At 58.3% G+C, this 11,531-nt stretch carries 13 protein-coding genes; 1 reads left to right on the top strand and 12 read right to left on the bottom strand.

The window, feature by feature from the left end:
* Positions 1-128 precede the first annotated feature (128 nt).
* The 3 genes from HB376_RS26040 to HB376_RS26030 all read right to left on the bottom strand — a co-directional run bounded on the left by HB376_RS26040 (position 129) and on the right by HB376_RS26030 (position 1,287).
* The gene (locus tag HB376_RS26040; protein ID WP_213766606.1) at positions 129-344 is read right to left on the bottom strand and encodes a hypothetical protein; all 216 of its coding nucleotides are present in this window, start codon (positions 342-344) and stop codon (positions 129-131) included.
* A gap of 261 nt (positions 345-605) precedes the next feature.
* Complete coding sequence (locus tag HB376_RS26035) at positions 606-746, bottom strand: hypothetical protein (RefSeq protein WP_213766605.1); 141 nt, start codon at positions 744-746, stop codon at positions 606-608.
* Positions 747-960: 214 nt separating this feature from the next.
* A complete protein-coding gene (locus HB376_RS26030; RefSeq protein WP_213766604.1) occupies positions 961-1,287 on the bottom strand; it encodes a hypothetical protein in 327 nt (108 codons plus the stop codon).
* A 362-nt stretch (positions 1,288-1,649) separates the two neighbouring features.
* Between HB376_RS26030 and HB376_RS26025 the strand changes: the two genes are divergently transcribed.
* Positions 1,650-2,078 carry a hypothetical protein gene (locus HB376_RS26025; RefSeq protein ID WP_213766603.1) on the top strand — a complete coding sequence of 143 codons (429 nt, stop codon included), beginning with the start codon at positions 1,650-1,652 and terminating at the stop codon, positions 2,076-2,078.
* Positions 2,079-2,303: 225 nt separating this feature from the next.
* On the opposite strand, the gene HB376_RS26020 is transcribed toward HB376_RS26025, so the two are convergent.
* From HB376_RS26020 to HB376_RS25980, 9 genes are all read right to left on the bottom strand, one after another.
* The gene (locus HB376_RS26020; RefSeq protein ID WP_213766602.1) at positions 2,304-4,112 is read right to left on the bottom strand and encodes a phosphoadenosine phosphosulfate reductase family protein; all 1,809 of its coding nucleotides are present in this window, start codon (positions 4,110-4,112) and stop codon (positions 2,304-2,306) included.
* Positions 4,113-4,182: 70 nt separating this feature from the next.
* Entirely contained in the window at positions 4,183-5,010 is an 828-nt protein-coding gene (locus HB376_RS26015) for a hypothetical protein (protein WP_213766601.1), read from the bottom strand.
* On the bottom strand, positions 5,007-5,198 hold the full coding sequence (locus HB376_RS26010; RefSeq protein WP_213766600.1) for a hypothetical protein: 192 nt from the start codon (positions 5,196-5,198) through the stop codon (positions 5,007-5,009). Before HB376_RS26010 ends, HB376_RS26015 begins: the two co-directional genes overlap by 4 nt.
* A 79-nt stretch (positions 5,199-5,277) precedes the next feature.
* Entirely contained in the window at positions 5,278-5,688 is a 411-nt protein-coding gene (locus tag HB376_RS26005; RefSeq protein WP_213766599.1) for a hypothetical protein, read from the bottom strand.
* 71 nt (positions 5,689-5,759) lie between these two features.
* Positions 5,760-6,077 carry a hypothetical protein gene (locus tag HB376_RS26000; RefSeq protein WP_213766598.1) on the bottom strand — a complete coding sequence of 106 codons (318 nt, stop codon included), beginning with the start codon at positions 6,075-6,077 and terminating at the stop codon, positions 5,760-5,762.
* Between the two features lie 95 nt (positions 6,078-6,172).
* The gene (locus HB376_RS25995; RefSeq protein ID WP_213766597.1) at positions 6,173-6,733 is read right to left on the bottom strand and encodes a phospholipase D family protein; all 561 of its coding nucleotides are present in this window, start codon (positions 6,731-6,733) and stop codon (positions 6,173-6,175) included.
* 343 nt (positions 6,734-7,076) lie between these two features.
* Positions 7,077-9,398, bottom strand: a complete 2,322-nt coding sequence (locus HB376_RS25990; RefSeq protein WP_213766596.1) for an SMC family ATPase — start codon at positions 9,396-9,398, stop codon at positions 7,077-7,079.
* Positions 9,386-9,913 (bottom strand): hypothetical protein, encoded by a 528-nt coding sequence (locus HB376_RS25985; protein WP_213766595.1) that lies wholly within the window; start codon positions 9,911-9,913, stop codon positions 9,386-9,388. Before HB376_RS25985 ends, HB376_RS25990 begins: the two co-directional genes overlap by 13 nt.
* A 218-nt stretch (positions 9,914-10,131) precedes the next feature.
* Positions 10,132-11,508 (bottom strand): metallophosphoesterase, encoded by a 1,377-nt coding sequence (locus HB376_RS25980; RefSeq protein WP_213766594.1) that lies wholly within the window; start codon positions 11,506-11,508, stop codon positions 10,132-10,134.
* Positions 11,509-11,531 lie beyond the last annotated feature (23 nt).

Genomic DNA, 11,531 nt, shown 5'->3' with positions numbered 1-11,531 from the left:
CTACCGCGGCAGCGCCCCGAATCCGGACCGTACCACCGTCCGGTTGGATTGCTGTAACACCAGCTCGTGCCGCTGCAGATAGGGATTCGATGGTCGGTATGCTCATGATCCGCTGATCTTTTCCGTGGTCAGTGGTTACGCCGCGATGGCAGGTACTTTCGCTCAACGGCGCGTTCCAAAAGGATGCCGCCGACCACAACCGCGATAGCGGCCGGCACACCAATCCACCAAGACAAGCCCGAGTCTCGGCACGCCCACAGGATCACCAGACCGGCGAAGCACCCGACCAGCGGCAGCAGCACCGTCCATCCGGACAGGAAGCCTGGGGTTTTATGTTGGCTCATGTTTTCCGTGGCTAGAAAGCTTCGCGCTTTCTGCGACGCCCCAATAGATTTCCGATGAGGCCAACGAAGCCTAACCCCATTGTAATAACGCTCCCAATCGACGGATTCTGCGATGCGGGGACGGCGGTTGCGATTGCGCTCCCACCCAGCACTAGAGCCGCGAGTGAGCAAAGCAGGTAGATGTTCTGTTTCATTTGTCGATTTCCTTAATCTGGCCACCGGGCCGTGCGGGGCACACTTCGCGCCTATCGTTTTCCTTGGTCAATCGGGAGAGCCGGCAATAAGTCGCGCAGCCAACTTGCGTGCGACTTCGAAGTAGCGATGCCGATTGCCGAACAATTCTTCATCGCTGCGCGAAAGTGCGCGTCGCATAAGAGAGAGTCGAAACGCTTCGTCGCTCATTGTGTTTCCCTCGCCTCACGCGGTTGTGTCGCCAGCAATGAGCCGAGCCGCCAACACTCGCGCCCGATCCTCATATACCGCCCGAAACCCACGTAATTCCAGATCATCACGCAGCAACGCGCGGCGCATTAAAGCCAAACAAAAAGCATCGTCACTCATAAAGGTTCCAAGCGGTTATTTCACACTCTTATTATGGTACGCAATGCGTACTATGTCAATTAATCACCTGAACTTTCTTTTTGGGCTTCACAACGAGGCGATCGATGGCCGCACGGGCAAGAGCAGGTAGCTGCCGATAGTCTTGCGAGGTGTCCGGCATCCGATAGGTTTTGAGTGCACGCGGATTGATGCCGGACAGCTTGGCAAGTTCGTCCCAGGTCACGCCGAGCGCGTCCTTTGCTGACTTTAAATATTCTTGCTGGGTAGTATTCGACATAGCCTTTTTTGGTAATACGCATTGCGTACCATGATAACGCCCGCTGGCCGCTATGGATATAACGGCATATTTCCAGGCTTCTTGAGATCGGAACGGGTTGGCCAACCACGTTTCCTGCGCATCAAACGATTCCAGCGACGATTGCCCCAGGTTTCACCGGATCGCGATCAACGAGGAGCTTTGTCGCGCTCAACGTTGCATGACCTAAATCGAATTGCACGCTCAAATGGCGCTGATCGACCGAGCACAGCTCGCAACATCGGAAAGTGGCGGACAACAGCAGCGCGGTTTTTACATCGGAAGCGTCTCGCCTTCCGACATCTAGGTGAATTAAAATCCCCAACAGTGCGCCGCAAAGGCGTCAACTCGGCTATTTGCCATACCGAAAGACCGCAGTCGGCCCTCAAGATGTCTGCCAATGGCCGCCGCGCTTTCGCCTTCGACGGGATGCAGTTGGGAGCATAGCTATGGTGGCGGTTAAATACGACGATCTAATTTCGGCGTTCGAGTTCGTTGGCGCGGCCGCCCCGACAGAGCACAGCGCGTACATATCCCTCGATACTGGCACGATCTATTGGACATCCGAGTTTGCCGACAGGCTTGATGACGATGTTCCCGAAGACCTTGAAGTCTCAGACCGTTACGTCGCCATACCGCACAAGACCGATCTGGATCTTGGACGTAATCTCGCCTTGCGCTTTGTCGCACAGCAACTGCCTGACCGGTACACGCAGGTCAACGGCTTTTTCCGGCGGCAAGGCGCGTACTCGCGGTTCAAGGATCTGCTCGAATCGTGTGGTGTACTCGATGAGTGGTATGGATTTGAAGCTGACGCTCCCGAACAAGCGCTGCGCCGGTGGTGTGCCGAAACCGGTATCGAGCCTCAGAACACGTGAATAGCTTGGCCTTCAGATGATAAAGACCTTGTCCTGAAGCTACCTTGGCAATCCGCGCTCGCCGCAATACGGAATAGCTCGTCGATTGCGTTCAGCGACGCTTTCCGAGGTTCAAGGTGGCCTCGGAAAATACCCGCGAACAGAATCGAGGCGTGTTCGCTCGACGAAAAAAATCCCCGAGGAGTGAGCCCGGGGGATTGTCGAAAGGTTTCTGTACAGCGATCGCTACGCCGTTTCTGCGAACAGGTCAGCCTGCGCGCTGTTGCGCACAATCAAGTCATCGTGTTCGCCGTCGCCGACGCTACTGCGAATTAGATACGCGTCGAGCTCATCTGGCGTCAGATTATGACGTAGCGCGAGGCGGCTGAAATACTGCCCGCGCTTTGCCATGTCCTGATACCGCTGAGCCATTCCGCGGGGCAACCTCACGATGCCCTCGTTCAGCCAAAACCGCGCTGACTCGATCGCATCCCTCGCCTGCGTTTCCAGCATGAACCGTGTGTCGTATGTGCAAGTTACAAACAGACAAGCAGCTTGCGCATCGACTTCAAACTGCGAGGCCTCCTCGAAATACGCTGTCTGCTCGCCACCGGTCGTTCTTGCGTATCGACTCGCACGACCAGGATGCAAGTATCGATTCCACTGCTCGGCGCTGTAGTCGCGCAGGCCGTCCGCCGGCGCTTCTAAATCGTAGTGCCCGACCCGATACCAACCATGAAGCTTCACATCGACCTTCGGAAATGGATCGACATTTGGTACCGGATATCGTCTGCCGAGCACGTTCACGTCGTGCCACACAGCAAGAGCAGGGAAGGCATGAGGCGCGTAATGATGCATCGAGAGGAAGAAATCAATCGCTACAAGTTGCTGCGGCGTCACGAACTCGAACTGAACGTCGCAGAGCGACCTGTTGCCTTCAGTATCTTCAATACGCCCGGATGCGAGATTGGCTTCGTGCTCCTCTGCCCGATCACGCTCCATCGCGTCGATCGTGCAGAGCATTCGAAGCATCGAGATCCGCTCGTGCCAGCCGTATGTGTCTGCCTGAATCCGCGTGTATCCAGCTTCGCTGATCGTGCGGCCTACCAAGTCGCGGCGAGAAAGATCCCACTGGATTGCAAGCAAGTAATTGCGGAAGTCATTGAGCGGCTGCAGGTGCTTGTGCTCCGTCTCCTGCACCATAAACTCCATCGACTTGTCGCGGTCCCCGGACACGCAGCACAATGCACAACCGAACCGTGAACCGCATGCAGCCCGCGCCCCGCTTTCACCAAGAACGACGCCACAGGTGCCGCCATTGCCAGCCCGGTATACATCGGATAAGCGTGCAATTGTCGCGGGCGCGAGTGGACTCGGAAACGGAAGGCAATCTGGCTCCATGAGAGCGCCCAGCATGCTCCAGATCTCGTCAGTGCTCCAGTCGGCCAACGGAGAAAGTGTAAGCGCACCTGAATCGTGACGAATGACGGAGTCGGCTGATTCACCGCGAAGTGCCATTGCGGTGTCGCGCGATGCGCTTTCTGACCTCCTCATTCCCAGGATGGTTAAAATCTCTCGAGCACCCTTGTTAGACGCCTCGCGCGCGAGCAGAGTCCGGAGGCGCCCTTGCGGGCGTACCTTCCAATCGTCGGAGCACGCACGTATGCGCTTGCCGTCTTTGACTCCATTTTCCGGCGTCCTCACGAGCGTTCCCCGACCTATCGTCGATACAACGAATTGCGATGCGAGCGATGGTTTCGTGACGTGGACTTCCACCGGTAAGCCGGCACTCTCGGCGTAGAACTGAACTTCTTCGAGTACCGCATGAAGATGATTTGCGACGGCCGGGTTTTCGATCGTGGTATCAGCGGAAAGTATGTAGTGCGAGCCGCGATGATGTCGGGCGCTACGGCGAATCGCCTCTAGCATCAGGACCATCACACAGCTTGAATCTTTGCCGCCGGACATGGCACAGCTTAAGACATAGTCCTTTGCGATATATGACTGCATGACGCTGATCGCCACCTCCATCTTTACAAGTATTCCAGCATCCATAAAACGCTCCGCGAAAAAGAATGAGAGCGCCCCTTTCGGGAACGCTCCCGAAAGGGTTGAATTGATATTTCTATAAATTGAGATCAGCCGTTGCTAGCTGCGCTTCTTCAAGTGACCCGCCGGCGGCCGCAAACAAATCCGCCTGTCGCGTCGCCCGATCAAGCCGGGGTAGTGCTTCGGCGTATCGGCTAACGCCCGAGCCGTCAAAGCTGTTGGCACCAGCAGCGGCGCAGATGCGTATTCGACGGGCAGAATTGACCCGTCCAACATGCAAGTGGCAATTCCGGCGCCGAGCGAGAGAACCCCAGGCTTGCGCCGTGGCTTCTTTCCACTCCGTCGTGCCGCCGATGAAAATTCCGACTGCTGGGCAAAGCAGGTTGGCAACATCTGAGATCTGCATGCCGTCCTGTACAGCAATCAGCAATTTGGTCGGCATGCCGCGAAGGCGCTCCTTCCATCTCAGCGAGTAGTCGAGCGACGCGAGGCCGCCTTCCACAATGTCGGGCAGGACGATCCAGTCTGCGTCGAGGCCAAGCTTCTCGACAGCGATCAGGTACGCCTTTTCGTCGAAAGGCTGCTGTTGTTGAAATGCGGTCCACGCGCCGTTATCGAGCGCGTAACGCATGCCTTCGGTTCTGAGTTGCCCCTTGGCCGATACGAGCAACCGCCAGTCGGCATCATCGAGCGCGGCCAGGTTGCGACGGGTTCCGGTCCGGCTCGCGTACCCAACGAGGGGTGCGCGGTGCATGACCAGCCTCTCCTCGAACTCCGGATCATCGTCGGCCGAGCCGTCGACGCCGTAGTACTCAGCGTAGGCCATCACCGATTGCGCCCAGCCGAGCTTTTGGCCGCTTGCGTACGAGCCAAGCCAACTAGGTGCTGAGACAGCGGGCGTCATGACTGGCGCTCCCGCGGTTGCAGCGCTCTGCCACTGACGATGAGGAATCCCCAGCGGACACCCGGGCCGTTGAGATCCCGGACCCACGGACGCACACCGATGATCGGCGTGTCCGAAATGTATGCTTTGGCGGCCTCAACGGTCGGGAATTTTTCAGGATACTGCCCATCGATCGCTGCTTCGAACATTGAAACTCCACAAGAAAAAAATGCGGAGCGACCCCGACGGGGATCGCTACCCGCGGGGTCAAAGAAGATTGATTACGTTTTACGACGTCGTTCCTTCAGCAATCTCGGAAACGAATGTCCACCAACGCTCGCCGGAAGGGAGCGCACACACGAAGCCGAGAGCTGTCGCTTCGGCGGGATACAGTTCGATGTGCGTGCCTTTGGCAATTGCGCTTTGCAGATACATGAGTTGGGCCAGTACAGCCGGGCCATGCTGTTCCGCAATCGCACTCAGAGATTCGACCGATGCGAGCAACTCCTCGAAGAAGAGTTGTGCACCGGCAGCCCCCGAGGCGCTCGCAGCTTTGCCTGCGACTTCGGTTATGGCCGTGATCGCCAAATTCGCCTGCGATTCTGGGTCGTTCTCCTCGACCTCTTCCGGTCGAATCAATCCCAGGCCGGTGAGCTTGTTGAGCACATCGTCGGTGAAGTCGCTGCATGAGTAAGACATTTTTACTGCTCCTTGGAATGAACGCGGAGCAGCCCATACGGGCCGCTTGCCCGCATGGGTAAAAGTAAGTTTTACGCGGTCAATTGCGCGCGTGCCGCTTCGACGGCTTCGGCTATTCCGACATGTACGTTTTCCGGCACGTTGCGGATGAACCGCAATCCGGCTACGTCATGGTCGTCGATGAAGTCTTCGATTGCCTGTACGACCTCGCGCGACGCCACGTCGCAAACGCCGATCCAGAAACAGAAAATAGAACCGTGAATCGTCCCGATTCCCTCGCTGACTGGTAAAAAGCCCGCCATATATGTCGGCGGTTGATTTTTCCATCCATCGGCGTGCGTTTCGACAAGCGATAGTTGTCGCTTCGTGGTGCCCCGAGTCACAAACATTTTCTTGCTCCGTTTAGCGGAACAGCCCTAGCGGGCTGCTTGCCCGCATGGGTTAAAAGTGATTACCGATCGATCGTCATGCGATGAATTCGGTTCTAGGGCGCAACGTACGGCTCGCCGAGCGCCGTGACTTCTTCCCAATTTTGCAGATAGGCCCGCGCAATGTCCGGACGCGCCCACAGCACCAGGACGTTTTCGGAATTAAATCGAGCCGCTTGCTGGCTGTAGTTGTACGAGCCCGTTTCTACCGTCTCGCCGTCGACCACTATGTATTTGCTGTGAGCAATAGAAAAAGCACGAACCACGCGAACTGGAATACCCGCGTTTGCAAGCGTTCCGAGCGCAGCGCGTGCCTTGCCGCTGCGATCTTCCGCCACGTTGCTCCGGTAATCGACTGTCACTGCGACGTCGACCCCTCGCCGCTTGGCATCGAGCAATGCCCGCACCACTGGCGCGGCGGTGAACGAGTACGCCATGAGGCGAATCGATCGCCGTGCGCTGTCGACGGTGTTCAGGACCAGCGCTTGCGCGCCCCCATAGGGCGAGAAAGCCACCTGCACTTCATCGTGCGCAGCGGCGAACGCGGGTGCGGCCAGCGCCAACGAGGCCGCAAAGAGAACCGTTGCGGTGAAGCGCTGAAGATTGAGATTTCTCATAGAAACTCCGAAAGGGTATACGGCGAAATCCCCGCGTCCTCAAAAGAGGCGGGGGATTTAAACATGGTCAGATATGTCGAATAGGACGAGTTTCCGACCGCTTCGGGATATTTCGCGGCACCGCCTCGCGTTGGTGCCGAGCTGCCGGCGGACGAACCGCCTTCGCGGAATCGGATTGCACTACGGGACCGGGCATGACCGAGCCGCCAGCAGTGGCCAGCAGAATGACGAAAATGTTGTACATGGCAGAGGAAATGAAAACGCGCCCTGAGGAGCGCGAGTTAAGAAAAAACGGAGACCGCCCCCATGGGGAGCGATCCCCACGGGGGTGAAACTGAATCAGTCAGGCCGCCAGCGCCTGCACATCGATGATTGCGTCAGCTTCTGCAACAAGATCAGGTGTTTGCGAAATAAAAAACTCACGCTGATACCCGCCTTGGCGCAGCACCTCACGTTTCATCCGCATGAACTGGAGCTTGCGCTCTGGATCGAGCGGGCCATCCGATTCGTCGCTGAACAGGGTCTGGTACGACTGACCCGCGTTCTGCCCAAGGTACAACGCGATGCCCCGCGTCAAACACTCGTTGATCCAGACCTTTTGACCACCCGACATCACCGTTACTGACTTGGTGCTGTCGTTGTCAGCGTCGTGCACGAGGATCTCGAATCCCTCGCGCAGTTCGCCAGTGGCCAGCGCTCGCTGAGTGCGAATCTCGACGGTGAAACGCCGTCCATAACAAGCCAACAGCAGCTCGTTCACGGTATGCGTCAACGCCGGCCCCGCATCATCGATCGTCAGAGCAACAACGCCGTCATTGCCCAGCCCCTTGGCCAACAGCTTCCAGCGCGAGATTTCGTCCGACAGCCGATCTGCGCGCAACTGCGTCGCAGAAAAGCCGTCCAACTCCGTCTTCAGCCGGCCGCATTCAGCCTGCAATGTCGTTTGCGAGCGGATCAACCCTTCGATCCGAGTATCCAACGTCACAAGCGCCTCGCGGTTGGCCACGATCTGGCGATCGATGTCGGCAATGGCTGCCGTTACATCGACCGCGCCGAGCCGGGCAACTTCTTCCGCGATTTCGGTCAACTGCGCAATGAACCGCGCCTTGTCAGCATCGACACGAATTCGCCTTGCGCCTTCCTCATCGGCCAAAGCCTTGAGTTCAGACAGCGCGGTCTCGAGCCCCGCGGTTGCGGCGTCCAGCAATGGCTTTTTCGCAGCCAACTCCGTCGCCTTCTGCAAGTTCTGGCGCGCCGCAGAAATCACGTCGCTCACTGACTTGAGTTCCGCACGCTTCGTAGCAAGCTGCTCGATCATTGGCGCGATTTCGGCCGCCAACTTTCTCGTGCTTGCGTAGGTCGTGCGAAGTTCCGCCACGGAAATGCGCTGAACCTCGGCTTGCGCCTTGGCTTCACGCGCCTGTGACAGCAACGGACACGTTGAATGCATCTCGTGTCCAACGCAGGGAACGGACTCCACGACGGCCGCTTGCTTCGACAGGGATTCATAGTGGGCGGCTTTCGTCGGCCCTTCTGTTTCCAGCCCGCGTAACTTGCCCTGCAGCTCGGCGTGCTGAACCTGCTTCACTTCCAGGAGCGCAATTGCCTTCTGCAGCGGTTCGACACGGTTTGCCTCACGACCGATCAGAAGCTGAGCCTCATCACGCTGCGCTGCCGCACCGAGAATTGCTTCTCGTTGGGTCAGCGTCGCCTGATGACTGGCCACGGTTTTGTTCAGCCCCGACGTGCGTTGCTGTACGCGCGTCGTCGTTGCCGTGTCGTCATCGGACAGCGTCTTGGAAGCTTTCGTCAGTTCGTCACGCCGTACGCCGAGTTGGCGCAAGCGTGCTTCGATGGCGGCAGACGCCCCTTGCTTGACTGCGAGCGTCGCGCGCTGCTGGGCCAAGTTGGTGCCCGTAGTGACGGCCGCATCGCGCTCTGTACGAGCCGCACGAAGCGCATCAAAGTCCACGTTGATCAGTCGCTCGACTTCCGTCACGCGTTCACGCTTGCGTGACAATGCGACGATCTCGGCCTGAATCCCATCCAGCGAGCGAACAAGCAGCTTCGCGACATCGCCGGCTTTCGCCGACAACGCTTTCAGGTGTTCGATGCCGAGCAGCTCCGCCAACAACGTCTTGATTTCCCCAACGCCGTATGCCGCAAGCGGCCTGCGGTTTTGAGCCGAAAAAACGCTGGTGAAGAACGTCTCGAGCGTGCCGTTGATCGCGTCGACGCAGCGGTTATATGTCTCCGCTTTGCCATCCGACACTGTGCCGTCCGGTAGCGACACCGGACGCCACTCACCATCCATCGACCGGTAGGCAAGGTAGTACTCCGCCTTGCCTGTCTTGCCCGGCTTTCTGAAGGTGAAAGAAGATCGATAACGGATACCGTCGTGCTCCCATTCGAGTTCCTTCAGCGCGTTAGGCGCACAGATGTGATCCCAATACGAAAAGGCGTCAACGGACAGCTTCGACGCACGCGAAGGCATGATCGGATACGGATGCAAGTTGTCCATGATCGTGGTCTTTCCGGCCCCATTCGGACCGGTCAACGCGATCAGGCCTTCCGGCATGTTTTCCAGATCCAGCGTGAGACTGTCGCGGTGCATGCCATCGCGAACGCCATAGAACCCTTCCAGCGTCAGTTTCAGAGGACGCATGACGGCATCTCCATCGGCTGCTGCGAAAGCTCAGCCATTTGCGCATAGAACGCGTCGTTGTCGTCATCAGGAAAAGACTCGTGAACGGTTGACTCGGGCGCTGGCGGCGCTTCGAGCGTTCCGTTCACCGCTTTCTGCACGGCTTCGCAAGCAGCCGCGAATTCGTGTCGAACGCCAGTAAGCAATTCTTCCCATCCCGAATAACCGGTCAACGCTCGGATCTCGACTGCCGACCATTGCGTTGAAAATCCCTTCTCGAACGACCAGAGGAGATTTTGCAGCTCGACGTTGGGTGCGACCGCAATTTGGGTTGCATTGCCATGCGAGGTAGACAGAACCAGGATCTTGCCGAGTTGCGCGGCGACTGCCCCACGTTGCTCGCCAAATGGTTGATGAAAGATGCCCGCGATGAACTGCGCGTGGTCAACGAGTGACTTCTGAATATCGCGCGCGGAGAATTTCTCCGTGGCGAATGTGCGAACCCAAGCGGCTCCGGCAGGATACAAACCAAACATATTCACACTCCGTTCAAAAAATGAGGCGGAGTGATCCCGGTAGGGATTGCTCCCCGCCAGGGTAAAGGAAATAGACTGCTTAAAAAGGACCTGCTATTGCTACGTCGATGCGTCCAGGACGCGGTGAAACCTTTGTTTCGATAACCTGGTGGGCTATCGGAACACGGCTGTGTTCACGGCGAGAGAGCCGGACTGGCCTCTCTCGCTGGGTTGGCAACTCACGCTGCGAAAAGATCATCCTCGAGCCACGACGCCGGCGACGAGTTGACGGTTTGAACAGATGCATCCAGGACCGGTAACTCATCGTCGACGGCCGCGCTATGCACCGCCACCTCAGACGCCGGGGCTTCGTTGCTTGCCGGCAGCGCCAAGGTATCAATGCGACCAAGAATCTCGGCCGCAATCGATTCGGCATCGTTGGCTTCGAGCAAATGAAACCGCTCGAGCAACGGCGCCGGGACCACTTCAGTCAGTTCGCACCAACGTTCGAGCTTGCGCTCAACCGTTGCTTCGAGGCTGATACCCTGCGCACGACTACGAGTGACCGGAAGAATGCGCGCCTCGACCTTGAGTTCCGACGCGCCCAAGAAAAGCGCGGCAATCGCCTCGCGATCCACCGACTGACGATGCTCTTCATCAACCTGCCAACGAACGCGCACGAATTTGTCCGTTGAACTGGCAGCGATCTCGGCGAGCCGCGCCATGTCGGGCGGCCCGTCAAAGTCGATACACACGGTCTCGCGCGCCGGCGTCGCCACCAACTGCGCGCTCGCGTCGCCGGCGGACACATCCCACAGGAGGTAGCCCTTGTCCCCCTCCTCGCCGTAGTGAAAGCGTCCGATCGAACCCGGATAGGCGACCAGCCGGCCAGCACGCTCCCACTGCTGGTGCTTGTGGATATGACCAAGCATGAAGGCGTCGCATTCGGCGTCGAACAGCGCGCTGATCGAGAACTCGTGATCGAAACCCGCCATCGTGACGCCGTGCTCGGTCGTGCAACCGTTGACCGTGCCGTGCGAGACACCGACCGTCCGAATTCCGGCCGCCCGAAGTTGGCTATTCACCCGGCCGGCCGCCGCAAGATAGTCGCTGAGCACGTCGCCCAACGCGGTCGCCGCATCCTTCGCGCCAACCGCGGCCGCCAGTTGGCCCTTGTTGATCGTGGGCAAACAGGTGAAGACGATATCAGCGCCGATCGTCAGCACGCTCTTGAGCTCTTCCGGACTGAACAGCGGCCCGTCGGAAGCAAAGAACTGACCCTCGAACCAACTCACCTGTTGCACCCGCTCGGCGACGAACACCGGATGTTCGGTGCCCATCAAAGCAAAGTTCTTCAAGGTGCCCGGCGGCTCGTGCGAAAACGTGCCCTGCAGCATCAGCACCGGCATTGAACGCGCAAGCCGGTGAATCTGCGTGGCCAACCGGTTCAGCGAAGGCGAGTGAGCGTCCAACCGATGGTCAGTTGCATCGCCGGAAATCACAGCAAAATCCGTCCCGAGCGTGATCGCATTCCCCACCGCGAACCCGAAGCATCGGTCCGCCTCCTCGAGGTTGCCCGGCGCGTAATGCAAGTCAGAAAAATGAGCGATTTTCAATGTCGCCTCCTCAAATGAAAAAG

The organism is Caballeronia sp. dw_19 (genome assembly GCF_018449515.1).
Classification (GTDB): Bacteria; Pseudomonadota; Gammaproteobacteria; order Burkholderiales; family Burkholderiaceae; genus Caballeronia.
The sequence above is the reverse complement of the archived record's forward strand: the minus strand, read 5'-3'. Positions and strand labels throughout refer to the sequence as shown.

What these genes read in the sequence shown, in the direction of transcription:
- HB376_RS26040 (WP_213766606.1), bottom strand. Translation starts at nt 344, where the DNA reads ATGAGCCAACATAAAACCCCAGGCTTCCTGTCCGGATGGACGGTGCTG.
- HB376_RS26035 (WP_213766605.1), bottom strand. Translation starts at nt 746, where the DNA reads ATGAGCGACGAAGCGTTTCGACTCTCTCTTATGCGACGCGCACTTTCG.
- HB376_RS26025 (WP_213766603.1), top strand. Translation starts at nt 1,650, where the DNA reads ATGGTGGCGGTTAAATACGACGATCTAATTTCGGCGTTCGAGTTCGTT.
- HB376_RS26020 (WP_213766602.1), bottom strand. Translation starts at nt 4,112, where the DNA reads ATGGATGCTGGAATACTTGTAAAGATGGAGGTGGCGATCAGCGTCATG.
- HB376_RS26015 (WP_213766601.1), bottom strand. Translation starts at nt 5,010, where the DNA reads ATGACGCCCGCTGTCTCAGCACCTAGTTGGCTTGGCTCGTACGCAAGC.
- HB376_RS26010 (WP_213766600.1), bottom strand. Translation starts at nt 5,198, where the DNA reads ATGTTCGAAGCAGCGATCGATGGGCAGTATCCTGAAAAATTCCCGACC.
- HB376_RS26005 (WP_213766599.1), bottom strand. Translation starts at nt 5,688, where the DNA reads ATGTCTTACTCATGCAGCGACTTCACCGACGATGTGCTCAACAAGCTC.
- HB376_RS26000 (WP_213766598.1), bottom strand. Translation starts at nt 6,077, where the DNA reads ATGTTTGTGACTCGGGGCACCACGAAGCGACAACTATCGCTTGTCGAA.
- HB376_RS25995 (WP_213766597.1), bottom strand. Translation starts at nt 6,733, where the DNA reads ATGAGAAATCTCAATCTTCAGCGCTTCACCGCAACGGTTCTCTTTGCG.
- HB376_RS25990 (WP_213766596.1), bottom strand. Translation starts at nt 9,398, where the DNA reads ATGCGTCCTCTGAAACTGACGCTGGAAGGGTTCTATGGCGTTCGCGAT.
- HB376_RS25985 (WP_213766595.1), bottom strand. Translation starts at nt 9,913, where the DNA reads ATGTTTGGTTTGTATCCTGCCGGAGCCGCTTGGGTTCGCACATTCGCC.